This window comes from Kineococcus sp. NBC_00420 (assembly GCF_036021035.1).
Classification (GTDB): Bacteria; Actinomycetota; Actinomycetes; order Actinomycetales; family Kineococcaceae; genus Kineococcus.
Genome location: NZ_CP107930.1, coordinates 1,807,212 through 1,831,055, shown reverse-complemented (window position 1 = coordinate 1,831,055; position 23,844 = coordinate 1,807,212). Strand labels below are relative to the sequence as shown.

Genomic DNA, 23,844 nt, shown 5'->3' with positions numbered 1-23,844 from the left:
CGTGCCTCGACTGCGAACCCGCGGAGCCCGACGGAGTTCCCCGGCGGCGACGACCCCTGCGGAGGGTTTCCCCCTGACGGCGCTCCTGGTGATGGCGGTGACGGGTTTCCTGCTCATCGCCACCGAGACGATGCCCGCCGGGCTGCTCCCGGAGATCGCCGCGGGGATGGGGGTCAGCGAGGGACTGGCGGGGCAGTACGTCAGCAGCTACGCCCTGGGAACCGTCGTCTGCGCCGTCCCGGCCGCTGCGCTGACCCGGGGCGTCGGACGCCGGAAGGTGCTGCTGGTCACGGTCGGGGTGTTCCTGCTGGCCAACTCCGTCGTCGCGGTGTCCAGCGACCTCGTCCTGACCCTGGTGATGCGTTTCGTGTGCGGGGCGTGTTCGGGTCTGCTGTGGGGGATGCTGGCCGGCTACGCCCGGCGGATCTCCTCGCCCGCCTCGGCGGGCCGGGCCCTGTCGATCGCCTCCCTGGGAACTCCGGTCGGTCTGGCCGTCGGTACCCCGTTCGGTTCCTGGCTGGGCGCTTCGTTCGGCTGGCGGTGGTCGTTCCTGCTCGCGTCCGCGCTGGCCCTGGTGATCGTGGTGGTGGGTCGGTTCGTCCTGCCCGACGCGCCCGGTGGGCGACCCGAGGCGCAGCTGCCGTTGCGCCGGGTTCTGCGCATCCCGGGGGTCGCGCCGATCCTGGTCGTCATCCCCCTGTGGATGCTCGCGCACAACACGATGTACACCTACGTGTCCGCCTACCTGCGGGCGGTCTCCGTGCCGTTGCCGGTGGACCGGGTGCTGGTCCTCTTCGGGGTCTGCGCCCTCGTCGGTCTCCTCGTGACGGGCGCACTCATCGACCGGTCGCTGCGGTCGCTGGTCCTGGGCAGCCTCGTGACGTTCCTCCTCGCCGGAGGTGTCTTCCTCGTGGCCGGGGGTTCCCGGGCCGCGGTGCTCGCCGCCGTCGTCGCCTGGGGTCTCGCCTTCGGCGGCGCGGCCGCTCAGCTGCAGACGGCGATGGCCCACGCGGCGGGGGAGAACGCCGACGTCGCGAACTCCTTCATCGGGGTGGCCTTCAACCTCGCCATCGCCGGCGCCGGGGTCTTCGGCGCGGTGCTCATCGGCGGTGGCTCGGCCGGTTCCACCCTGCCCCTGCTCATGGTCGTCCTCGCGGGCGCGGCGCTGCTCGTCGTGGCGCTCGCGCGCCGGCACGCCTTCCCGGCGCGGGGTTGACGCGACGACAGCCGACCCCCTGAGCGCCGCCGGTTCCGCGCGTCCCCTCCGGCGCGCGGACCCGACGGTGCTCCGGTCGGCCGGAGCGGGAGGTCAGCCCCGGGGGATGGAGAGCGACAGGGTGTAGGTGGCACCCGACGGGATCTGCAGGTCGAGGCGGTAGGAACCCGTCTGCGGCAGGGTGATCGTCGCGTGGCCCTGCTCCTCGCTCATGCTGGTGTGCAGCGGCGACCCGTCAGGAGCGACCAGGGACCAGGTCCCCTTCCCGGAGATGTCCTGGAACGTCACGACCGAGCGCTGACCGGCGGTGGCGTCGAAGTGGAAGTGCGCGGCACCGGTCGTGCCGACCCCACCGGTGATGGTCGTCGACGTCGCACCGGGGGCGAAGCGGATCTTCTCGCCCGCGGCGGTCTGGGTGGCGCTCGTCGCGGCCGTACCCGACGCCGCACCACCCGACGCCGCTGCCGGGATCGCGACCGACAGGTCGTAGCTGGCGGAGCGGGTGGAGACGATGTCGACGTAGTACGTGCCGCTCTCGGGCAGGCGGTAGGTGAAGTCGCTCTGGCGCGGGCTGTGCGCGTTGTGCACCGAGGGCCCGGTCGGCCCCACCAGGGTCCAGGTCATGGCCGAGGTGCTGCGGGAGAGGTGGAACGTCGCCGTCTGCCCGGCGCGGGCCTGGAAGGTGTAGCGGCGGTCGCCGTTCGCGGCGACGTGACCGCTGACGTGGGCCGAGGTCGCGCCGTGGGCGAAGTGGATGGGCGTGGCCGTGGGAACGGCCGGGGTGGAGGACGCGGACGCAGCGCCGGCGCCGGCGATCCCGGCGGCGGCGACGAGTGCGGCGGCGGCGACGGTGATCTTCGTACGCATGGTGTTTCTCCTAGGACGGTTCGGTCCGAGGACCGGTGTCGTGGTCGCCGTTGCGGCCACACCCAGAACGCTAGAGATCCGGTGTGGCACCGTGGTGTCGGCGCCGACACCGTTCCGGCACTGCGTGTGTCGAGTTCGACACACGGCCCACGAGGTCGACGACCGCGCAGGTCGTCACGGAGGAGACGCGGTGCCCGAGCACCTTCCCGCCCCGGTCCACCAGCCGGTCGTCCTGGGGTCCTGGCCGACCCCGTTGGAACCCGCGCCGCGCCTCGCGCAGGCCCTGGGTCTCGGACCGGAGGACCTCTGGGTGAAGCGCGACGACCTCATCGGGCTCGGGGGCGGCGGCAACAAGGTCCGCAAGCTGGAACACACCCTGGGCGCCGCCCTGGCGGCCGGGGCCGGGGCGGTCGTCACCAGCGGAGCTCCGCAGAGCAACCACGCCCGGCTGACCGCGGCCGCAGCATCGCGCCTGGGTCTGCAGGCGGTGCTCGTCCTCGAGGGCGACGAACCGGCGGAGGCGCGCGGGAACCTCCTGCTCGACGCCCTGCTGGGCGCGCGCATCGTCTGGGCGGGCGAGGTCGACCCGACGACGCTGGCCGCCCGCGTGGAGCGGGAGGCAGAATCGTTGCGCGAGAACGGCACCCCGGCCGAGGTCATCCCCTTCGGAGGATCGAGCGTGGTCGGGGCCCGCGGCTACGTCGCCGCCGGGGCGGAACTGCTGACCCAGGCGCCCGACCTGACCACCGTCGTCACCGCGATCGGTTCCGGAGGCACCATGGCCGGGCTGGTGCACGCCCTCGGTGTCGACCGCGTGCTCGGGGTCGACACGGGAGCGGTCCAGGACGCGCAGGCCCGGGTCTCCGACCTGGCCCGCGGGTTGGCGCGGGAGGCGGGGACCGCGGACCCGGGTCGGCCCCGGGTGCGCCACGACCAGGTCGGCGAGGGCTACGGCGTGCTCACACCGGCTGTCGCGGAGGCCGTCGCGCTCGTCGCGCGGACCGAGGGCATCGTGCTCGACCCCGTCTACACCGGACGCGCCGCCGCGGGTCTCGTCGCCGCCGTGCGGGCCGGAGACGTCGGGGCGGGCGAGCGCACCGTGCTCCTGCACAGCGGGGGCCTCCCGGGACTGTTCGGTCATCCGCAGGCCCCGGAACTGGTGCGCTGAACCGGGTCCACCGGACCGCGCGCGTGACGCCTGCGAAACTCGTGCCGGTCCGGGGCAACCCGCGAGCCCGTCCTGACGTCGTCTCGAACGGGTCACCCGTCAACCGCCCGGGCCGGACGACCCACGCTGGTCGACGGCCGCGACAGCGTTGAGCACCAGCGAGGAGCGCAGTGACCGCCGTACCGAACGATGCACCGAACGACGCCGAGCTCGACCGGGCGGCGGCGGTCCTCACCGAACTGCGACGTGCGTTCTCCGCCCGGATCGTGGGGCAGCACCGCCTGTTCGAGACGCTCGTCGCCACCCTGGTCGCCGGTGGGCACGTCCTCCTGGAGAGCATGCCCGGTCTGGCCAAGACGACGGCCGCGTCGACGATCGCGAACGCCCTCGGCGGTAGTTTCCGACGGGTTCAGTGCACCCCCGACCTGCTGCCCAGCGACATCGTCGGGACGCAGGTCTACGACGCCGTCCGCGCGGAGTTCACCACCCGCCTGGGTCCGGTCCACGCCAACGTGGTGCTCCTGGACGAGATCAACCGCTCCAGCGCCAAGACCCAGAGCGCGATGCTGGAGGCGATGCAGGAGCACCAGGTCACCATCGCCGGCGTCACCCACCCGCTGCCGCAGCCGTTCTTCGTCGTCGCGACCCAGAACCCTGTGGAGAGCGAGGGGACCTACCCGCTCCCGGAGGCCCAGCTCGACCGGTTCCTGCTGCACGACGTCCTCGACTACCCCAGCGCGGCGGAGGAGGAGGAGATCGTCCGGGCCCACCGGACCGGGTCGGCGCCCGACCTCCAGCCGTCCTCGGTCTCCCTCGACGACGTCCGCCTCCTGCAGGACCTCGCCCGCCGCGTGCACGTCGACGTCTCGCTGGTCGGCTACGTCGTGGCGCTCGTGCGCGCCTCCCGGGCGGACCCCGCCACGGAGTTCGGGGCCAGCCCCCGGGCCAGCATCGCCCTCACCAGCGCGGCGCAGGTCCGCGCCCTGATGCAGGGCCGCGACCACGTGCTGCCGGCCGACGTCCGGGCCCTCGCCCACCGGGCGCTGCGCCACCGGATGGGCCTGACCTTCGAGGCCCTCGCCGAGGACGTCCGCGCCGACGACGTCGTCGACCGCCTCCTCGAGCAGGTCCCCGCGCCGTGACCGCCCGTCCTCCCGCCGGACGGGGGCCCGGGCAGGTCTCCCCCCGTCTCGCCGCCCTGCTGGCCATCCCGGCGCACCGGCGCAGCCACGGCCAGCTCGACGGCGACTGGGCGGCGGTCTTCCCCGGTCGCAGCCACGACTTCGACGACCTGCGGCCCTACGTCGAGGGCGACGACGTCCGCGACATCGACTGGTCGGCCACGGCGCGCAACCCCGTGCCCCTGGTCAAGCGCTACGTCGCCCGGCGCGACCAGACCGTCCTCTTCCTCGTCCCCACCGGTGCGGAACTCGCCGCGGCCGGTGTCGGCGGGGAACCCAAGCTCGTCGCCGTCCGCCTCGTCGTCGAGGTCCTCGCGGGGGTCGCCGAGGCCCGGGGCGACCGCGTCGCGCTGGTCGCCGGACGTCCCGACGCGCTCACCGTCCTTCCCGCGCGGAGGGGGGCCGCCCACCGCGCCCGGGTGGTCTCGTCGCTGACCGCGGCGATCGGCGACCCACCCGTCGACGTGGGGACCCTGCTGGAGCGGGCGGCCCGCTACCAGCGGCGACGTGCCGTCGTGGTCGTGGTCGCGGACGACGTCGACGTCGACGCCGGGCTCCAGCAGGCCGTCCGGCGACTCGCGATCCGCCACGACGTCCTCTGGGTGACGATCTCCGACGTCGACCCCACCGGGGTGGAGGGAACCCTGGGAGCCCTCGGCGGTCCGCGCCTCCTCCCGGGCCGGGTCCGGCGGGTGGCCCGGGTGCGCGCCGCCCACCTGGCCGCCGACCGCGAGCGCCGCCGCCGTGCCGTGAGCCTGTTGCGCCGCAACGGGGTGAGCGTGGGACGCGTCGACGGTCCCCACGGCGTCATGGCGGGTCTGCACGCCCTGGTGCGCGAGCACGCCCGGGCCCGGGGCTGACGTGCTGACCCTCGACGCGGGTTCCGGAGTGGTGCCGGGTGCCGGGGAACTGCACGCCCCGGTCCCGTTCTGGGGCGGCTGGGCCGTGGTCGGGGTGGGGTTGCTGCTCCTCGCCGTCGTGGTCCTCGCCTGGGCCGTGCGCCGGCGCCGCCCCCGACCGGCCCCACCCGAGGACACCGCCACCCGCGACGCCCCCGCCGGGTCCGTGGAGGACCGGCACCGCACGGCCCGGGAGGCCCTGGCCCGGATCGAGGAGGGGTTCCGGACCGGCACGCTCTCGGCCCGAGACGTGGGCCACCGCACCGCGGCGGTCCTCCGCTCGCTCGAGGTCCCCGCCGACTCCCCGGCGCTGACCGCCTGCCTGCCGTTCCAGTTCGCGCCCCGGCCCCCGGACGACCCTGAGCTCCTGCTGCGGGCCGCCCGGGCCGCGGCCGAGGAGGGCGGGCCGTGACCGAACTGCTGCACCCGTGGGTCCTCGCGGTCGCGCTCCTGCCGGTCGCAGTCCTCTGCGCCGTCGTCGTGCGCCGGGACCGGCGGTCGCGCCGATCCGTGCCCGTGCTCGCCCACGCCGACCGCCTGACGGCGCTGCCGGCCTACCGCCGCGCCCGCCGACGGCACCGCACCGCGCTGGCGGTGGCGACGGTCGCGGCCGTCGTCGCCGTCGTCGGCTGCGCCGTGCTCACCGCCCGCCCGGTCACCGTGGTGGCGGTGGACCAGGACAGCCGCAGCCGCGACGTCGTCCTCTGCCTGGACGTCTCCTCCTCGATGGCCCCCACCGACGCCGCCGTGCTCGACGCCTTCGCCCGCATCGCCCGGGACAGTCCCGGCGACCGCATCGGCCTCGTCCTCTTCGACAGCCGCCCGGTCCAGGTGTTCCCCCTCACCGACGACGCCGACTACGTCTCCACGCAACTGGCGAAGGTCCGCGCCGCCTACGACACGGCCAACGTCGGCTCACCCGCGTGGGCGGGGACCACGGGCGGGGAGGGGACCTCCGTCATCGGCGACGGCGCCGCGACCTGCGTCGGCGCCTTCGACCGGCTCGACTCACCGCGGTCGCGCTCGGTCGTGCTGGCCACCGACGACATCGCCGGCGGCCCTCAGCGCGTGACGCTGGACGACGTCGGCCACCTCGCGCTGGCTCGTGGTGTCCGCCTCTACGGCCTCAACCCCGCCGCGCCGACGACGGACACGGCCCGCGCGGCCGCGCAGCAGTTCCAGACCGCGGTCACCCTCTCGGGCGGGACGTACGCGGAGGTGACCTCGCCCGGCGCCGTCCCGGGCGTCGTCACCGGCCTCCGGGCCCGGGAGGCGGCCCGCGCCACCGGGACCCCGCGCCTCGTGCCGGTCGACGCGTCGCGGAGCGTGGGCGTCGTCGTCGGCGCGGCCGTGCTCGTGCTGCTGGTCGCGCGGGCGCTCGCAGGCGGCCGACCAGCTCGCCGGGGAGTCGTCGTCACGGTCGTACTGGTCGGGCTGTCGGGCGTGCTGGTCTGGGCGCCGACCGTGCCGGGCGGGACCTCGGCGCTGCGCAGCCGTGACGTCGACGTGTACCTCGTCGTGGACGGGACGCTCAGCATGGCGGCGGAGGACGGCGCGGGCGGTCGTACCCGGTTGAGCGAGGTGCAGGCCGACGTGGGGGAACTGACGCGTCGCTACGCGGGGGCGAGGTTCTCCACCATCGTGTCGAGCAGCACCGCGCTGCAGACGATGCCGCTGACGACCGACACCGCGGCCGCCCTCACGTCGGTCGCGTCGCTGGTCCCCTCCAGCGCGGGGTCCGCGCAGGGCGGCGACCCCCGACAGGCCTCGGCGTTGCTGTACCGCCTGCTGAGCGCCGGGGCCCGCCAGGCGCCGGGCCGGGCGCAGCTGGTCTTCTACTTCGGGGACGGTGAGGCGACCCGGCCGGCGTCCGCGGGCAGGTTCAGCGCCGACGGGGCCGGCGGCGGGGCGGTCCTGGGCTACGGGACCGCGTCGGGTGGCCCCATGCGGGACGCCCCGCTGGTGGGGGGAGAGTCGACGTACGTGCGGGACACCCGACCCGGGCACCTGGGGAACGCGATCTCGCGGGAGGACCGGAAGACGCTGCAGGGCATCGCCGACGAGCTGGGCGTCCCGTTCGTGCAGCGGACCGGGAGCACCGGGTTCGACGCCGTCGTCGCCGACGCCGTCCCCGGCCGGTTGCGACCGGTGCGGGCGGCGCTGGGCAGCGCGACGCCGTTGAGCTGGATCGTGGCGGGGGTGCTGCTGGTCGTCCTGGCCGCGGACGGGCTGCACTGGTGGACCAGGAGGCGCTCGTGAGGTCCGGTCCCCGGCGACGGGTCCTGCTCGCCGCACCGCTCGCGGTGGTGTTCCTGCTCGGCGCGGGGAAGGCGCTGAGCCTGAACGCGGCCCTGCACCACCGCCCCGAACTCCTCGCCGTGCTCGACGTCGTCGAACCCTGGAAGTCGAGCCTGGCCCGCGGTGACCGCCACTTCGCCGACGGGGACCTCGGGGCCGCGGAGGAGCAGTTCGGCACGGCGCTGGACCGCGCGCCGGACGACGGTGCCCGCTGCCTGGTCCGGGTCAACCTCGCTCTGACGCAGTTCCTGCACGGGCAGGGGACCGTCGGGACGGACCGCCACCAGGGTTTCCGCTCGCTGGCCCAGGCGGTGCAGACGGCCGAGAGCGGAGGAGGTGAGACCTGTGCCGGCACCGACGCGCAGACCCTGGAGGACATCTCCGCGGCGGCGCAGCAGGCGCAGGTCGACGCGCTGGTCGTCGCCCCCTCCGGGGGCACCCCGGTGCCGAGCGACCAACCGCAGCAGGCTGTCCCGCCGGACCAGGACGCCCTCGACGCCATCGCCCGCACCGCGCAGCAGTCCGCCGCAGAACGGGCGGCCCAGGCGGCCCGGGACCAGTTCAACGCCGAGGACCAGGAGTCCTCGAGCACCCCCTGGTGAGGCCCCACCGCTGCGGAGGAGGACCTCAGGCGCCCGTGTAGGGGGACTGGGTGAGCGTCCCCTGGTCGCAGACCGGTCCGGCCGACCACGGGACGGCGATCTCGGCGATCTGGTCCGGGGGGATGACGCGCAACGAGGTCGGGACGGCCTCGCAGTCGCCGACCGCGGGTTCTCCCACGGCGGTGTTCGCCGTGGTGGACCAGCTGATCGTCGACCGGGCGGAACGTCCGGGCGTCAGGGTGACCGTCGAGGTGGCCGTACCGGAACGGACCTGGCGGGACAGGACGGGGACACCGTCGCTGCGGCTCAGGGAGATCCCGCCGAAACCCCGGACGCGGCAGGTCAGCCCGCTCGTGTTCGTGAGGACAACGGTCGCCGTGGAGGTCCCGGGGCCGGCGGTGACGTCGGACACCTCCCCGACGAGCTGGGCGGTCGTGCACGAGGTCACGGGTGCAGACGCCGTGGGCGAAGGACTCGGGACCGAGGGCGGGGTGGACCCGGTGGGGCCGGGACGCGTCGGAACGGGTTGCGACGCAGAGGGTTGCGTCGGAACGGTCTGCGACGGAACGGGTCGCGTCGGGACGGGTGTCGTCGGACCGGGGTTCGTCGGGGACGCCGCGGTGGGGGCCGGCGTGACCGGCGGGGTCGTCGTGGGCGCCGCGGTCGCCGTCGAGCCGCTCGTCGGTGCCGGTCCCGCCACGACGGGACCTCCACCGCCCCGGGGTTGCTCGATGGCCACCCCCACCTCCGGGGCGTGCCGGGAACCGGCCGGCTCCACCGTGAGGTCCACCCCGGCCGAGCACCCCGCGAGCGCCGTCACCACGGTGAGGCCGAGGAGGACCGGGAAGGAGGAGGAGCGCCGCACGTCGCCATCCTAGGAACCGCGGGGACGGCACGGGAGCGTGTGTCAGGACGGACACACCCGCCACGACCTGGACACACGTCGTCCCGGTCGCCGTCGGGGCCCTCGCGACACGGCATCATCGGGGGGTGCCGACCATCCTGCTCGCGGACGACGAGACGGCCATCACGGACAACCTCGCGCCGCTGCTGCGGCGGGCGGGTTTCGAGGTGGTCGTCGCCCACGACGGGGAGGAGGCGTTGAACCGCCTGCGCGCCGGTGCCCCCGACCTCGTGGTCCTCGACGTGATGATGCCCCGCCTGGACGGGCGGGCCGTCCTGCGCCGGTTGCGCGAGGAGCGGTTCGCGACGCCGGTCATCCTGCTCACCCAGGTCGGGGAGTCCAGCGAGCGGGCGATGGCCCTGGAGGAGGGCGCCGACGACTACCTCAACAAGCCGTTCGACCCTCAGGAACTCATGGCCCGCATCCGTGCGGTGCTGCGCCGCCGGGAGGGAGGGGGAGGTGGCGGTCTCGGGCAGTTCCAGCGTCTGCGCAGCGGCAGCGTCCTCCTCGACCGGGTGTCCCAGCGCGTGTGGAAGGACGGCCGGGAGGTCGTGCTCACCCCCCGCGCGACGGCCCTGCTCGCCTACCTCATGACCCACCCCGACGAGGTGATGACCCGCGAGCGGCTGCTGGAGGCCGTGTGGGGGTGGAGCTTCCAGACGTCCACCCGGTCCGTGGACACCCGCATCGCCGAACTCCGGCGCGAACTCGAGGACGATTCCTCCGCCCCGAAACTCATCAGCACCGTCCTGGGCACCGGCTACCGGTTCTCCGGACACGTCGAGAAGGCCTGACGTGATCTCTGCACCACCCGTCCGCACGTCCCGGAGGGAACGGGTCCTGCGGTTCCTGCCGGCCCTCGTCCCGTTGGCGCTGGGTGGTCTGGCCCGGCTCGCCTGGGCCGTCGGGTGGTTCTCGGGCGGGGACGACCGCGTCGTGGTCCGGGCCGGTGCGCGACCCGGTGACTGGTCGCTCTTCCTGGGTGTGGTCCTGTCCGCCCTGCTGCTCCTCCTCCTCCGGGGGGCGCACCGGCAACGGGTCGCCGTCCTCCGCGCCGCGGAACGCGAGGGGGCCCGCGTCGCGGCCCAGGCCACCCGGGACCGACAACTGCTGCTGGGGCGTCTCGACCATGAGCTCAAGAACCCGCTGACGGCCATCCGGTTGGCGCTGGCGAACGTGAGTGCGGACGATTCCTCTGCGCCGCAACGGGACCGGGGGCTGGGGAGCATCGACGAGCAGGTCCTGCGCCTGAGTCGCCTGACGGCCGACCTGCGCAAGATCGCGGACGTGGAGACCAGCCCGCTGGCCCGTCGTCCCGTCGACCTGACGGCGCTGCTGGAGGAGGCGGTCGAGGTGGTCGGGGAACAACCCCGCGCCGAGGGGCACCGCATCAGCCTGGACCTGCCGCGGGCCCCGTGGCCGCTGCCCCTGGTCCCCGGTGACGAGGACCTGATCTCGTTGGCGTTGGTGAACCTCGTCGACAACGCCGTCAAGTACACGCCCGTCGGTGGGCGCGTGGAGGTCCGGGGTCGCGAGACCCCGGAGGGGGTTCTGGTGGAGGTGGCGGACACCGGGCAGGGGATTCCCGCGGCGGACCTGCCCCACGTGTGGGACGAGTTGTTCCGCAGTCCCTCCGCCCGGGTGGTGGCGGGCAGCGGGTTGGGGTTGCCGTTGGTCCGGGCGGTCGTGGAACGTCACGGGGGCACCGTGTCGGCGCAGAGCCGGGAGGGGGAGGGGACCGTCGTGCGGATCCTGTTCCCCGTCGCCGAGAACCAGGTGGTCGCACCCACGCGGAACTCCGTGGAGGGCTGACGCGGAACCCTCGGACGTCAGGACCGGACGTCAGGGCTGGGCGACGGGGGTGCTGTCGTGGGCGGTGACGAGGACGCCGACCCGGCTCCAGGGGTTCGGGTCGAGCATCGCGCGGAACAACGCCGTCGGGACGTCGTGGTAGTCGTGGAGTTCGCCGGTGTGGAAGGCGACGCGCAGCGTCTGGGTCGCGGGGTCGTAGCCGACGGTGTGGACGGTGTCGCAGACCACGTCGTGCACCTGCGGTGCGTCGCCGTGGAGGGCGTCGTGGGTGAGCATCGTCGTCTCCTCGGGAGTTCCGGCCGAACGGAGGGACACTAACGGTCATCGTCCGCGTGGATGACCTGGTTGACAAAACTTATGCACTCGGTACCGTTTGGCTCGACCCGGGCGGGAGAGCTCGCGCTTCTCCTTCGGGGGATGGGGATGCCGCGAGAGCTCTCGCGCCCGGGTCGAACGCCCCTGCCGGGGAACCGATGCCGCGGGCCTCCCCGGCGGACCGGTCCGTCCACGCCGCCGCAGCCGTTGCTGCCGAGTGGTCGGTGTGCTGGAGTGGTGGCCGCGCGGATACCTCGGCCCGCGCCCGGGCCTGGGAGTGGATGATGTCTGACGGGCAGTCCGAGCAGCCGGGACCAGGGTTCTGGTCCGCGGTGGCGAGACTCGGTCTGGTCCTCAGCGTCGCGTCCACCGTCGAGCAGGTCGTGACCTCCCTCGTCGACCTCGGCGTCCCGGCGTTGTCGGCGGCCGGTCTCGGGATCATCACCCGTGCCCAGGACGGTGGCTGGCAGTTGGGGGCCAGCACGTCCTTCGGACCCGTGCTGCGCGCCCGGTTCGACTACGAGCCGTACGACAGCCCGCTGCCCGCGTGTCGCGCGGCCCGGGAGGACGTGGACTTCTTCCTGCCCGACCGGGCGAGCGCCGTCGAGGTCCACCCGCGGATGGCCGAGGTGGTCGACCTCAGCGGACGGCCGCGGTGGGCGCTCCTGCCGCTGCGGGTCGGTGCGGAGGTGGTCGGCGCCTTGGCCGTCTCCTGGACCTCGCCCGCCCCGTTCACGGAGGACGAGGAGGCGGCACTGCGCACCTTCGCCGCCCACTGCGCCCCCAGCGTCGAACGGGTCCTCGCCGGCGAGGTGCAGCGGCGCTCGAACCGGGCGACGGAACGGCTCGCCACGGCCCTGCAGCGAGGGGTCGTCACCCAGCTCCCCACCCTCGACGGGCTGGAACTGGCCGTCAGCTACCGGCCCTCCGCCGACGGTGCCGCCATCGGGGGGGACTGGTACGACGTCTTCGCCCGGCGCAACGGCGACGTGGTCGTCGTGGTGGGCGACGTCGCCGGTCACGACCAGGTGGCGGCGTCGACCATGATCCAGCTGCGCGCCATGCTGCGGGGGATCGCCTGGGACAGCGACGACGGCCCGGCGCCCCTGCTGGACCGCCTCGACCGGTCGACGGCCGCCCTCGAACCGGGCACCACCGCCACGGCCGTCCTGCTCACCCTGACCCGCCGGGCGGACGCGGGTTTCGACGTGCGCTGGGCGAGCGCAGGTCACCCGCCCCTGCTGCTGCGCCGCCCTGAGGGCGTGGTCGAGGTCCTCGGGGGCCACGACGATCCTCTGCTCGGTGTCGACTGGCCGTCGCCGCGCCGGGGGCACCGTCGGCTGCTGTCACCGGGGACGACCCTCGTCGCGGTCACCGACGGAGCCCTGGAGACGCGCGACCACACCCTGGCCGTGGGGGTCGACCACCTCGCGGCTGCTCTGGGCACCGCCGCGGACGTCGGCGCAGGGCCCGGCACCGTGGCGGAACGGACGCGCGACCACCTCGAGGACTCGACGACCTCCCCGCGTCCGCCCGGGGGGCCGGAACCGCGGGACGGCTCGTTCGACCCCGTGGACGACCGGACGCTGCTGGTGGTCCGCGCCCTCCCGACGGCGGTCGTCCCGGGGAGTTCCGGGCACGGCGACACCTCCCGCGCCGGGGGTTCCGGCGTGGACGGGGGCAGGACGAGCCGGGTCGTGCTGCTCCGGCCCGAGGCCGCGTCGGCACCGGTGGCACGTGCCCTCGTCCGGTCGCTGGCCACGACGGGAGGGTGGGGCGAGGACGACGTGGACACGGCGGAACTCCTGGTCAGCGAACTGGTGGCCAACGCCGTCATCCACGGCCGCAGCGACCTGCGGCTGACCGCCTCGACGACGGCCCACCGGTTGCTGGTCGAGGTCGAGGACGGCAACGAACGGATGCCGGTGCTGCTGCCCGACGACGCGGCCGCCCTCTCCGGCCGCGGTCTGCACCTGGTGCAGAACGCCTCGGACGAGTGGGGTTGCCGTCCGGTCGAGGGCCACGGGCCCGCCGGGAAGGTCGTCTGGTTCGCGCTGGACCGGGGGACGCGGTGACGGTCCCCCGCTGAGGAGCCGGGAACGTCGACACCTTCCTGCCCGACACCGTCCCACCCGCCACCGGGCCAGACGCCGCCGCACCTCGTACGGTTGCCCCCGGTACCCGTCGTCCGGCGGGCCGGGGCGGTGACGACCCGGGCCGGACGGAGGAGGAGCTGGATGACGTCGGCGACAGCGGCGGGTGTGGGTTTCCGCTCCGAACGGGGACCGGTGCTCATCGCGGTCATGCTCTCGACCGCCCTCGTGGCGATCGACTCGACCATCATCGCGACCGCCGTCCCCTCGATCGTGCGCAGCATTGGGGGTTTCGCGCAGTTCCCCTGGCTGTTCTCGATCTACCTGCTGGCGCAGGCGGTCACGGTTCCCGTCTACGGCAAGCTAGCCGACCTCTTCGGCCGCAAACCGGTCATGCTCTTCGGGATCGGGTTGTTCCTGCTGGGGTCCGTGCTCTGCGGATTCGCCTGGAACATCGGGGCACTCATCGCGTTCCGGGCCCTGCAGGGTGTCGGAGCCGGTGCGGTGCAACCGATGTCGTTGACGATCGTGGGTGACCTCTACACGCTCGCCGAGCGGGCCAAGGTCCAGGGCTACCTGGCCGGGGTGTGGGCGGTCAGTTCGGTCGTGGGGCCGACGCTGGGTGGGGTCTTCTCCGAGTACGTCAGCTGGCGCTGGATCTTCTTCGTGAACGTCCCGCTCTGCCTCCTCGCCGGAACCGTGGTGTGGCGGCGGTTCCACGAGACCGTCCGGCGCAGCCGGCCGCAGGTCGACTACCTCGGAGCCGCCGTGCTCACCGTCGGCCTCACCCTGCTCGTGCTCGGCCTGCTCGAGGGCGGCCAGGCGTGGGCGTGGGACGCGCCGCCGAGCCTGCTGGTGCTCGGCCTCGGCGCGGTGTTCCTCGTGGTCTTCGTGCAGGTCGAGCGGCGTGCCGCCGAGCCGGTGCTCCCGCTCGATCTGTTGCGGCACCGGTTGATCACCGCGACCAGCCTGGTCTCGGCCTGCGTGGGCGCCGTGCTGCTGGGCCTCACGACCTACGTCCCCACCTACGTCCAGGACGCGCTGGGGGCCGGCCCTCTCGTGGCCGGGTTCGCGCTGGCCGCCCTGACCATCGGGTGGCCGATCTCCGCCTCGCAGGCCGGTCGGCTCTACCTGCGCATCGGGATCCGGGCCACCGCGCTGATCGGGTCGCTCGTCGTGCTCGCCGCCTCGTCGTCGTTGCTGCTGCTGGAGGCCACCTCCAGCATCCTCCAGGTCGCCCTGACCTGCTTCGCCATCGGACTGGGGATGGGCGTCACCGCCGCCCCCACGCTCATCGCCGCGCAGTCGGCGGTCGGCTGGGAGCAGCGCGGCGTCGTGACGGGGGTCAACATGTTCTTCCGTTCGCTGGGCAGCGCGGTCGGCGTCGCGACGTTCGGCGCGGTCGTGAACGCCACCCTCGGGGTGGCCTCCCTCGAGGGTTCCGGGGTCGGGGCGGGCCCGTTGACGCAGGCCGTGCACCACGTCTTCCTCGCGACGGTGGCCGTGGCCGTGCTCCTCCTGGTCGCGGTCGTCTGCATGCCGCGCGGAGACCGTCGGCCCGGCTGAGCCGGGTCGGGTTCCGCTGCGGGGTCTACGATCCGTCGTCGTGACCACCGCACCGGGGACCCCCGCCTACTTCGAGAGGGTCGGCGCGGCAGCGTTCCGGGCGACCGAGCACGTCGGTGGCGGGTGGCAGGAGCACGAGCAGCACATCGCCGCGGCGCTGGGGTTGTCCGTGCACGTCGTCGAACTCGACCGCGACACCCGGCGGGACGACGGCCTGGTCCTCGGCCGGCTCTCCTTCGACATCCTCGGCACGGTGCCCGTCGACGTCGTCGACGCGAGGGTCAGCGTTCTCCGGCCGGGTCGGACGATCGAACTCGTCGAGGCGTGCCTGGCCCACGACGGCCGGGACTTCCTCCGGCTGCGGGCGTGGCTCCTGCGACCGGGCGACACCGCGGAACTCGGGGGAACCCCTCTGCCGCGGATCCCGTCCCCCGAGGAGACGCCGCCCTGGGACGTCACCTCGGTGTGGCCCGGTGGTCTCGTCGCGTCGCTGGAGGTGCGCCGTCGACAACTGGAACCCGGCCGGGCGAGTTCCTGGGTGCGGACCGCGACGGCGCTCGTGGCCGGTGAGGAGGTCAGCGCCCTGGCCGCCACCGCGGGGTTGTTCGACGTCGCGAACGGCATGACCGTGCGGGCGGACCCGCGTGACGTCGCCTTCCCCAACATCGACCTCACCGCGCACCTGTTCAGGGTTCCGCAGCGTGGGTGGCTGGGTTTCGACACCTCGGTGTCGTTCGGCGCCCAGGGCATCGGACTGACCAGCAGCGTCCTGCACGACGAACTGGGGCCCTTCGGAACCCTGGCCCAGGCCCTCACGGTGCGGCCCCACCACGGCTGAGCCGCGGCGGCGGGGTGGCCCCGGTCGGGGCCACCCCGGTGGGTCAGGAGCAGTTGGTCAGGAGCGATTCCGGGGTCACCGAGGTGGGGCCACCCAGGACGATCTCGCTGCTGATCTGGCTCGTGGAGACGTAGTCGTACAGGGACACCGGGGTGCACGCCTGCGGCAGCAGCAGCATCGGGGCCTGGTTCAGGGCCGCGACCGGAACTCCGGCGAGCGCGTCCGGGAAGTTCTCCCCGGTGGCGATGACCGCGGTGGTGGCGTCGGGGAAGACGCTCGCGGCGACGGCCGCGGCCGTGTCGTAGCGGTCGGCCCCGGCGAGGCGGGTCATCGCGGTGGCGTCGCTGACGTGCGCGGCGAGCTGCGTGGCCACGCTCTCGCTGACCGACGTGGGGCCCCCGACGACGACGGCGGCCTGGAACGTCTGCCCGTTCAACCACGAGGCCACGGGGTCCGGCAGGGTCCCGGGCTCGGTGATCATGAGGGGGACTCCGGCGGCGGCCGCCGCGGCTCCGCCGGAGAGCGCGTCCGGGAACGTGTCGCCCCGGGTGAGGACCACGCCCTTCGCCGCGGGGAAGAACTTCTCCGCGAGGTCGACGGCCGTGTCGTACCGGGTCGCACCGGCGATGCGTTCGACGGTGGCTCCCGGGGAGGCCGCGGTGATCGCGGCGAGGGTCGTGTCGGAGATGCGGTCGGTGCCGCCGACGACGTAGACCTTCGCCGGGGTGAGGCGCGTGAGTTCCGCGGCGGTCGCCGCGGGGAGGGAACCGGCCTGGGTCAGCAGCAGCGGCGCGTCCAGGGAGGCCGCGGCGGGTCCTGCGGTCAGGGCGTCGGCGGGGGCCTCACCGCTGGTGACGAAGACGGCCGAACCGGCCGAGGGCTGGAAGGAACCACGGGCGATGACGGCGGCGGTCTCGTAGCGGTCGGCGCCGGCTGCGCGGACGAGGCCCACGTAGGGGAACGGGGTGCCGACCTTCGGGACGGCCGTGTGCGTGGCGCCCGAGACGCCGGGCTCCGGAGCGGCGGCCTGGGCCGCGGTCCCCGTGAAGGTGCAGGCTCCGAGGAGCGCCGCCCCGGTGAGGGCGGTGAGGGTGAGGCGACGCGCGAGGCGCATGGGGTTTCTTCCTTCGTTCGCGACCGAGCCGGGGGCGACCTCGCCCCCGGTTGATCGCGAAACTAGGACACGGTCCCGCTGAGTTGCTCGAGGAAACCGGATGTTCACCCGGTCAGCGGAACGGGTGGGTGCAGCCCCAGGGCGGTGCAGCCGGGTGCGGACGCAGCGGTCGACGGAGGCCCGGATTAGGCTCGCGTCGGTCACGCTGACGACGGCGGACCAGGAGGAGCAACGCCCCGTGCCCGCAACGCCCCCGACCACCGTGAGCCCGCTGCGTGCCCGGAGTGCCGTGGTCACGCTGTTCCTCATCGCCGGCGCGGTCATGGGTGGCTGGTCCGGGCGGATCCCGACGATCAAGCACCAGCTCGGTCTCAGCGACGCGGGGTGGGGACTCGTGGTGCTGGCTCAACCGGCGGGGACGTTGCTCGCCCTGCTGGTGCTGACCCGGGTCATCTCCCGCACCGGCCCGCGTGCGCTGGCCCTGCCCGGGGCCGTGCTGCTGCTCGTCGTGGTCCCGCTGGCCGCGGCCTCACCGTCGCCGGCGTTCCTGGTCCCCGCGCTGGCGCTGCAGGGGTTGGCGACGGGTCTGCTGTTCAGCCCGATGAACGCCCTCGCCGTCACCGTCGAGCGCCGCTACGGCCGCAGCATCATGTCCTCCTTCCACGCCTGGTTCAGCGTCGGGCAGCTGGGGGGTGGTCTCGCCGGGGCCCTCGCCGGGCACCTCGGGACCGATCCGTGGGTGCAGATCGCGATCTGCGACCTGGTCCTCGCCGTCGTCCTCTGCGTCACGGCGACGGCCCTGCCCCGGGGGGCCGAGGCTCCCCTCGCCGGGGGATCCGGACCGGCCCCCCGGCGGGCACGGCCGACCCGGCAGATCGTCCTGCTGGCGGGCCTCGCCCTCCTCGCCGCCGTCACCGAAGGCTCTGCGGTGCAGTGGAGCGCCCAGTACTCCGTCTCGCTGGGCGCCACCGTCGCCACGGGTTCCCTGACCCTGGTGTGCTACTCGCTGGCGATCGCGCTGACGCGGTCGTTCGGGGACCGCCTCGTCGACCGCTTCGGCCGGGTGCGGTTCATCCGGTTCTCGGCGACGGTGACCGCGACGGGGGTGCTGCTGGCCGTCCTGACCGGCTCGGTCCCCCTGGCCCTCGTGGGTTTCGCCCTCGTCGGCCTGGGGTGCGCCTGCGTGTTCCCGACCATCATGGGTCTGGCCGGGAACCAGCCCGACGTGCCCGCCGGACGAGCCGTCGCGCTGGTCAACCTGGGCGAGTGGCCGGCGTTCTTCCTCGGGCCGCCGGTCATCGGCCTCGTCGCCGAACTGTCCTCCCTGCGGTTCGCGCTGGGCCTCCTCGTCGTGACGTCGGCGTTCGTCGCCGTCCTGGCCGGACGGATCCGTGTCCCCGAGCCCGCCCACGCGGGTGGAGTTCCCCGGGAGCGGTGACGCCGGCGTCCCCGGTGCCCTACATCCCGGTGACGCCGACCAGGACGGCTCCGTCGAAGGTGTGCGCGTCCCACTTCGCCTGGGTGAGGTCCACCCCCGTCAGGACCGCGCCGCGGAAGCTGGTGCCCCGCAGGTCCGCGTGGGAGAGGTCGACCGCGACGAGCCGGGTGAGGTCGAGGTCGGCCGTCCGGAGGTCGGTGTGGCTCAGGTCGAGGTTGAGCAGCGTGGCGCCGGTGAGGTTCGCCCCCTGGAGCTTCGCCCCGCGCCAGTTCCCGGTGAGGGTCTGCAGCTGCAGGTCGCACCCGCGCAGGTCCTTGTCCTCGAGCCGGGTGGCGCCGTGGTGGGCCGCGGAGCAGGAATCCGTCGTGGTGGGCGTGGGCACCGGGGTCGTGGTCGGCGTGGAACTGGTGGGCGTGGAACCGGTGGGCGGGGAACTGGTGGGCGGGGAACTGGTGGGCGGGGAACTGGTGGGCGGGGAACTGGTGGGCGGGGAACTGGTGGGCGGGGAACTGGTGGGCGCTGCGGTCGCCGTGGTGGTCGGTGCCGCGGTCGGCGTTGCGGTCGGCATGGTGGTCGGCACTGCGGTCGCCGTGGTGGTCGGTGTTGCGGTCGCCGTGGTGGTCGGTGCCGCGGTCGCCGTGGTGGTCGCCGTGGCGGTGACGGGGTTCCCTGTGGTCGGGGTCGGAGGGGTCGTCGCCACGGCCGAGGGGACCGCGGTCGCGGTCGGCACGGCCTGCGTCGGGCGGGCGGTCGCCCCCGGGGAGGTCGAGGATCGGGTGGCCGTGGGCGTGGCCGTGAGGGTGGAGGTCTCCGGGCGTGAGGCCGTCGCGGCGAGGGCCACCGGAGCTGCGGTGGAACCGGGTACGGAGCGCTCCGGCGTCCGCGCGGAGAGCGGCTCGATCGGGGTGAAGGGGTCGGCCCCCCGCGCCGGGAAGGTCACGAGGTCGCTCGGGCTGGTGGTGGGGGTTCCGGACGGGCTCGGGACCGCGGCCGCGGCGGGGGAGTTCTCGCTCACGTCGGAGAACGGCGCGGCGGCCACGACGGGAACGGGGTCCGCCGCGGCGGCGTCGGTCGCGACGAAACCCGCTCCGACCCCGACCCCGGCCGTGAGGACGGCGCCGAGGACCTGCCCGCCGACGGTGTGGGCCACGGCGGAGACGTTCGACACGGCCTGCGCCGGGAGGGAACCCACCCCGGGCAACGCGGCGAGCAGGGTCGCCGGACCGGCGATGAGCCGCAGCCGTCCGACGCCGACGGTGAGGAACGCACGGACGACGTCGGGGTCGAACTGCGCTCCGGCGCAGCGGGTGATCTCGGCTCTGGCCTGTTCGGCGGACAGCGGCTTCTTGTAGGAGCGGGCCGAGGTGATGACGTCGTAGGTGTCGGCGACGGCGATGACGCGCGCCGCCAGCGAGATGTCCGTCCCGTGCAGACCGCGGGGGTAGCCGGCACCGTCGAAGCGTTCGTGGTGCTGCTCCACCCCGTCCAGCCACGGACCCAGCCAGCCACGCAGGGGTTCGACGAGGCGCCCGCCGTGGGCGGGGTGCTGCTGGAGCGAGGCCCACTCCTCGTCGTCGGGGCGGCCCTTCTTGTTGATGACCTCGACGGGGACGTGGACCTTGCCGACGTCGTGCAGCAGTGCCGCCCAGCTCAGCCGGTCGACGTCCTCGTGCGGCAGCCCGAGTTCGGCGCCGATGAGGGCCGCGTAGGCCTGGACGCGCTCCCCGTGCGCACGAGTGCGCGCGTCGTGCTCGGCGAGGCTCCCGACGAGGGCCAGCAACCAGTCGACGGGTCCGTCGTGCTCCGGGGGCCCGGCCTGCTGCAGTCGGGACGGGGACCAGGTGCGGCGCGCCACGTCGAAGCGGCTGGGCACGCGGTCGGGCAGGACGAGGCTCAGCCGGAGCAGGGCCGAGAGCGGGACGAGCCGCCGTGTGAGGTGGGAGACGAGGACGAGCACGAGGGAGGAGAGCACCACGACGAGGAGCAGCCAGACCGTGCCCGGCACGCCGATCCGGGACGCCGGGGCCCAGCGCGCGGCGACTGCGCCGACGGCCAGGGCGAACAGCACGGGCCCGAACGACGCGGCGGCGCGGACCAGACGCGCGAGGACGGGCCGAGGGCGCCACCCCAGCGCCTCGGCGCCGTCGTAGTTCTGGGTCGGTCCACTCGCCACGAATCCCTGATCGGGTCACCGGAAGGGGACGTTGAGCGCTCGGCCGCCGGTTCACCCGCCCGGTCGCGCGGCTCCACCCGAACGGGGGAGCAGGGACGGAGCCGGGGATACCGTGCCCCCATGGATCTCCAGTTCCGCGACCGCGTCGTCCTCGTCGTCGGGGGGAGGGGCCTCATCGGTGCGGCCCTCACCGACCGGCTCCGCACGGAGGGGGCCACGGTCGTCGTCGCCTCCCGCAACCCCGGCGAGGGGGTGGTGCTGGACGGCACCGACGACGCGTCCGTGCAGGCGGGGGTGGAGGAGGTGCTGCGGACCCACGGCCGCATCGACGCCGTCATCGTGACCGCCGCCCCCTCCGCGCGGACCCTCGACCCCGAGCGCCGGTCCGACCCGGCGCAGGTCCTGGAGGCGTTCGACGGCAAGGCGATGGTCTTCCTCCGGATCGCCAACGCGGTGGTCCCGTCGATGCGTGCGGCGGGGTTCGGCCGCATCGTCGTGGTGAGCGGGCAGAACGCCCTGCTCACCGGCAACATCACCGGTTCGGTGCGCAACGCCGCCACGATCGTGGTGGCCAAGAACCTCGCGGACGACCTGGCGGGGACCGGGATCTCGGTGAACGCCGTCAACCCGGGCCTGGTGACCGCCCACCCAGACCCGGCCGTGGCGGTCGGCGCCCCTGGGGAGTCGACGCCGGCGCAGGTCGCCGACCTGCTCGCGTTCCTCGCCTCCCCGCTCAACGCGGTGACCGGCGAGTCCATCGCCGTCGGTCACCGCGTCCGCGGGGTCACCTCGTTCTGAGCCGGGGCGTCAGCGCAGACGTTCCGCGCGGAACTGCAGGCGGGGTTCGGCGAAGAACTGCTGGGCCTGGACGATGAGGAGTTCCCGGGATCCCGCGGTGTAGGTCGCCTCGATGAGGTCGAACACCGACGAGGCGGTCCGTTCGAGGGCGAGGGCGGCGTCACCGGTGGCGCGGTGGTGCGCGGCGAACAGCGCGGCGGTGACGTCACCGGAACCGTTGGCCTTGAACGGCAACCGCGGGGTCTGCACGATCCACGCCCCCTGCTCGTCCACGACCGCCATCTCGAGGGTGCCCTCCTCGGCGTCGGGACGTTCGACGCTGGTGATGAGCACCGTGGACGGGCCCATCGCCCGGGCCAGGTCGGCGGAGGCGAGGGTGCTCTCGATGGTGGAGGGCTCGGTGCCGGTGAGGTAGCCCAGTTCGAACTGGTTCGGGGTGATGAGGTCAGCCGCCGGGACGACGCGGTCGCGCAGCAGTTCGGGGATCTCCGGGGCGACGAAGCAGCCCGACCTGGCGTTGCCCATCACCGGGTCGCAGGCGTAGATCGCCGTCGGGTTCGCGGCCTTGACCCGGCGCACGGCGTCGACGATCACGTCACCGATGCCCGTGCCGCCCTGGTACCCGGAGAGGACGACGTCGATCTCGGGGAACACTCCGCGTTCCTCGATGCCGGTGATCACGTCCGCCACGTCCTGGGCCGACATGACCGGACCCCGCCAGGCGCCGTACCCGGTGTGGTTGGAGAAGTTCACGGTGTACACCGGCAGGACCTCGACACCGATGCGCTGCAGCGGGAAGACCGCTGCGGAGTTGCCGACGTGGCCGTGGGCGACGGCGGACTGGATGGAGAGCACCTTCATGCTCTCCATCCTCGCGCATCCGGGGGTGATGGGCTCAGCGGCTGCCGTACCCGCTGTCGACGGTGCTCAGCCCGTGGGCGGGACGTGACGGGCCAGGAACCCGTCCGCACCCGGTGCGACGTGCCAGACGCGGACGTCGCGCCCGCCCGCGTCGCCCATCTTCTCGTGCACGAGCGCGATGTCCCCCGTGAGGTTTCCCACGCCCACCACCTCGTGGTGGTGCGGGCCGTGGGAGACCTGGAAGCACACGTCACCGCAGAACTCGTCCAGGGAACTCGGTGCCTTGGAGGAACCCGCGTGGACGATCTCGTCCACGGCGTAGTCCTGCCCGGAGATCACGGCCTCGGAACGGGAGGTGGAGCTCGACTGGTCCATGGGGTGAGCCTGCCTTCGTCGGCCGTTCTCCGGGGTCCCGGCGTCGGTCCCAGTGTGGCCCACGGAACCCCTCGGCGGTAGAGGTCGTACCAGTCCCCACGGCCGGTCGTCCCAGGCCGAGCGTCGCAGCAGGCGGAGCCCGTTCAGCGCCACGATCACGGTCTACCCCTCGGGTCGGTGCGTGGTCTCGGCGAGCAGCGAGAAGACCCCGGCGGCGAGGGTCACGTACCGGCCGTCGTCCCCCGGACGACGAGGCGGGGCGTGACGACCACCTCGCGACGGACCTCGGCGGCCCCCTCCACCCGGGCGATGGCCTGCTCCACCGCGTGCCGCGCGAGGGTGGCGGGGTCCTGCCCCACGGTCGTGAGCGACACCGTCGAGAGGGCCGCCACAGCGCTGTCGTCGAAGCCGACGATCGAGACGGCGCCCGGGACGGCGACCCCGGCGGCGCGCAGGGCGTGCAGCAGCCCGGCGGCGAACTCGTCGTTGAAGGCGAGGACGGCGTCGGGCACCCCGTCGCGCAGCAGGTCCGCGGCCGCGGCCTCGCCGCTCGCGCCGTCCGCTCCGCCCGGGCGGAGGTCGGCGGGAAGCCCCGCGGACTGCACCGCCCGGCGGTACCCGGCGCGGCGTTCGGTCGCCCCCGGCGCCCGGCCGCCGTGCAGGTGCACGATCCGGCGGTGCCCGAGCCCGACCAGGTGCTCCACGGCGAGTCGGGCGCCGGTCTCGTCGTCGGTGCGGACGACCCCGGCGTCCACCTGGCGCAGGGCCCGGGCCAGGACGACGACCGGGAGCCGCGCGGCGAGTTCCTGCAGTTCGCTCCGCCCGGCGCCCGGGCCGAGGAGGACCAGGGCCTCGACCCGCTGGTCGAGCAGGGCCCGTACGGCCGCGGCCTCGGTGCGGGAGCGCCCGCGCGGTTCGAGCCTGAGGCGCCAGGGCGAATCGGCGACGGCGTCGTAGAGCGCCTCCACCAGTTCGCCGTGGAAGGGGACGTGCAGGCCGTGGACGACTCCGAGCGTCCGGCTGCGACCGGAGCCGAGCAGGCGGGCGCGTTCGTCGGGGTGGTAGTCGAGTTCGGCTGCGGCCCTCAGCACCCGTTCCCGGTTGGCGGCGCTCGCCCCGGGAACTCCGCGGAACACGATGGACACCAGGGCCCGGGAGACCCCCGCCCGGGCGGCGACGTCGGCCATGGTCACCGGCTGCGGACGCGTCACCCACCGCACCCTAACGGCCCGACCGCTTGACGTCCGGCCCGTGCCCGGTCACCCTGGACCGATCTAGACCTAGAGCGCTCTAGGGTGAGGCCGGGTCGCAAGACCCGGCGGGACG

General features: G+C 74.1%; 22 protein-coding genes. 14 read left to right on the top strand and 8 right to left on the bottom strand.

What is annotated here, in order from left to right; genetic code table 11:
• Nucleotide 1 precedes the first annotated feature (1 nt).
• Entirely contained in the window at nt 2-1,216 is a 1,215-nt protein-coding gene (locus OG218_RS08880; RefSeq protein WP_328292852.1) for an MFS transporter, read from the top strand.
• A 93-nt stretch (nt 1,217-1,309) separates the two neighbouring features.
• On the opposite strand, the gene OG218_RS08875 is transcribed toward OG218_RS08880, so the two are convergent.
• Nucleotides 1,310-2,083: a peptidase gene (locus OG218_RS08875; RefSeq protein WP_328292851.1), complete on the bottom strand. Its 774-nt coding sequence runs from the start codon at nt 2,081-2,083 to the stop codon at nt 1,310-1,312.
• A 190-nt stretch (nt 2,084-2,273) separates the two neighbouring features.
• Between OG218_RS08875 and OG218_RS08870 the strand changes: the two genes are divergently transcribed.
• From OG218_RS08870 to OG218_RS08845, 6 genes are all read left to right on the top strand, one after another.
• Nucleotides 2,274-3,251 carry a pyridoxal-phosphate dependent enzyme gene (locus tag OG218_RS08870; RefSeq protein WP_328292850.1) on the top strand — a complete coding sequence of 326 codons (978 nt, stop codon included), beginning with the start codon at nt 2,274-2,276 and terminating at the stop codon, nt 3,249-3,251.
• A 170-nt stretch (nt 3,252-3,421) separates the two neighbouring features.
• The gene (locus tag OG218_RS08865) at nt 3,422-4,393 is read left to right on the top strand and encodes an AAA family ATPase (protein WP_328292849.1); all 972 of its coding nucleotides are present in this window, start codon (nt 3,422-3,424) and stop codon (nt 4,391-4,393) included.
• A complete protein-coding gene (locus tag OG218_RS08860) occupies nt 4,390-5,292 on the top strand; it encodes a DUF58 domain-containing protein (protein WP_328292848.1) in 903 nt (300 codons plus the stop codon). The genes OG218_RS08865 and OG218_RS08860 overlap by 4 nt, the downstream gene beginning before the upstream one ends.
• A 1-nt stretch (nt 5,293) precedes the next feature.
• A complete protein-coding gene (locus OG218_RS08855; protein ID WP_328292847.1) occupies nt 5,294-5,743 on the top strand; it encodes a hypothetical protein in 450 nt (149 codons plus the stop codon).
• A complete protein-coding gene (locus tag OG218_RS08850; protein WP_328292846.1) occupies nt 5,740-7,590 on the top strand; it encodes a VWA domain-containing protein in 1,851 nt (616 codons plus the stop codon). Before OG218_RS08855 ends, OG218_RS08850 begins: the two co-directional genes overlap by 4 nt.
• On the top strand, nt 7,587-8,231 hold the full coding sequence (locus OG218_RS08845) for a hypothetical protein (RefSeq protein WP_328292845.1): 645 nt from the start codon (nt 7,587-7,589) through the stop codon (nt 8,229-8,231). Before OG218_RS08850 ends, OG218_RS08845 begins: the two co-directional genes overlap by 4 nt.
• Nucleotides 8,232-8,256: 25 nt before the next feature.
• On the opposite strand, the gene OG218_RS08840 is transcribed toward OG218_RS08845, so the two are convergent.
• Nucleotides 8,257-9,096, bottom strand: coding sequence for a DUF4232 domain-containing protein (locus OG218_RS08840; protein ID WP_328292844.1), 840 nt, complete (start codon nt 9,094-9,096; stop codon nt 8,257-8,259).
• Between the two features lie 125 nt (nt 9,097-9,221).
• On the opposite strand from OG218_RS08840, the gene OG218_RS08835 reads away from it, so the two are divergent.
• Both OG218_RS08835 and OG218_RS08830 read left to right on the top strand, forming a co-directional pair.
• On the top strand, nt 9,222-9,929 hold the full coding sequence (locus OG218_RS08835; protein WP_328292843.1) for a response regulator transcription factor: 708 nt from the start codon (nt 9,222-9,224) through the stop codon (nt 9,927-9,929).
• Between the two features lies 1 nt (nt 9,930).
• Nucleotides 9,931-10,947: a sensor histidine kinase gene (locus OG218_RS08830; protein ID WP_328292842.1), complete on the top strand. Its 1,017-nt coding sequence runs from the start codon at nt 9,931-9,933 to the stop codon at nt 10,945-10,947.
• 30 nt (nt 10,948-10,977) lie between these two features.
• Here the strand turns inward: OG218_RS08830 and OG218_RS08825 are convergent, their stop codons facing one another.
• A complete protein-coding gene (locus tag OG218_RS08825) occupies nt 10,978-11,262 on the bottom strand; it encodes a KTSC domain-containing protein (RefSeq protein WP_328292841.1) in 285 nt (94 codons plus the stop codon).
• A gap of 332 nt (nt 11,263-11,594) precedes the next feature.
• On the opposite strand from OG218_RS08825, the gene OG218_RS08820 reads away from it, so the two are divergent.
• From OG218_RS08820 to OG218_RS08810, 3 genes are all read left to right on the top strand, one after another.
• Nucleotides 11,595-13,337, top strand: coding sequence for an ATP-binding SpoIIE family protein phosphatase (locus OG218_RS08820; RefSeq protein WP_328292840.1), 1,743 nt, complete (start codon nt 11,595-11,597; stop codon nt 13,335-13,337).
• Between the two features lie 162 nt (nt 13,338-13,499).
• Nucleotides 13,500-14,921, top strand: a complete 1,422-nt coding sequence (locus tag OG218_RS08815; protein WP_328292839.1) for an MDR family MFS transporter — start codon at nt 13,500-13,502, stop codon at nt 14,919-14,921.
• A gap of 40 nt (nt 14,922-14,961) precedes the next feature.
• Nucleotides 14,962-15,759 carry a thioesterase family protein gene (locus tag OG218_RS08810; RefSeq protein WP_328292838.1) on the top strand — a complete coding sequence of 266 codons (798 nt, stop codon included), beginning with the start codon at nt 14,962-14,964 and terminating at the stop codon, nt 15,757-15,759.
• A 43-nt stretch (nt 15,760-15,802) separates the two neighbouring features.
• Here OG218_RS08810 and OG218_RS08805 read toward each other — a convergent pair whose 3' ends face one another.
• Entirely contained in the window at nt 15,803-16,873 is a 1,071-nt protein-coding gene (locus OG218_RS08805; RefSeq protein WP_328292837.1) for a cell wall-binding repeat-containing protein, read from the bottom strand.
• Nucleotides 16,874-17,111: 238 nt separating this feature from the next.
• Between OG218_RS08805 and OG218_RS08800 the strand changes: the two genes are divergently transcribed.
• Nucleotides 17,112-18,311, top strand: coding sequence for an MFS transporter (locus OG218_RS08800; protein ID WP_328292836.1), 1,200 nt, complete (start codon nt 17,112-17,114; stop codon nt 18,309-18,311).
• A gap of 19 nt (nt 18,312-18,330) precedes the next feature.
• Here the strand turns inward: OG218_RS08800 and OG218_RS08795 are convergent, their stop codons facing one another.
• Nucleotides 18,331-20,484 carry an HD domain-containing phosphohydrolase gene (locus tag OG218_RS08795; RefSeq protein ID WP_328292835.1) on the bottom strand — a complete coding sequence of 718 codons (2,154 nt, stop codon included), beginning with the start codon at nt 20,482-20,484 and terminating at the stop codon, nt 18,331-18,333.
• 120 nt (nt 20,485-20,604) lie between these two features.
• Here OG218_RS08795 and OG218_RS08790 point away from each other — a divergent pair, with 120 nt between their 5' ends.
• On the top strand, nt 20,605-21,282 hold the full coding sequence (locus OG218_RS08790) for an SDR family NAD(P)-dependent oxidoreductase (RefSeq protein ID WP_328292834.1): 678 nt from the start codon (nt 20,605-20,607) through the stop codon (nt 21,280-21,282).
• A gap of 9 nt (nt 21,283-21,291) precedes the next feature.
• Here the strand turns inward: OG218_RS08790 and pdxY are convergent, their stop codons facing one another.
• The 3 genes from pdxY to OG218_RS08775 all read right to left on the bottom strand — a co-directional run bounded on the left by pdxY (nt 21,292) and on the right by OG218_RS08775 (nt 23,729).
• Nucleotides 21,292-22,143 (bottom strand): pyridoxal kinase PdxY, encoded by an 852-nt coding sequence (pdxY, locus tag OG218_RS08785; protein WP_328292833.1) that lies wholly within the window; start codon nt 22,141-22,143, stop codon nt 21,292-21,294.
• A 66-nt stretch (nt 22,144-22,209) separates the two neighbouring features.
• Nucleotides 22,210-22,518 carry a hypothetical protein gene (locus tag OG218_RS08780; RefSeq protein ID WP_328292832.1) on the bottom strand — a complete coding sequence of 103 codons (309 nt, stop codon included), beginning with the start codon at nt 22,516-22,518 and terminating at the stop codon, nt 22,210-22,212.
• A gap of 221 nt (nt 22,519-22,739) precedes the next feature.
• Nucleotides 22,740-23,729, bottom strand: coding sequence for a LacI family DNA-binding transcriptional regulator (locus OG218_RS08775; RefSeq protein ID WP_328292831.1), 990 nt, complete (start codon nt 23,727-23,729; stop codon nt 22,740-22,742).
• Nucleotides 23,730-23,844 lie beyond the last annotated feature (115 nt).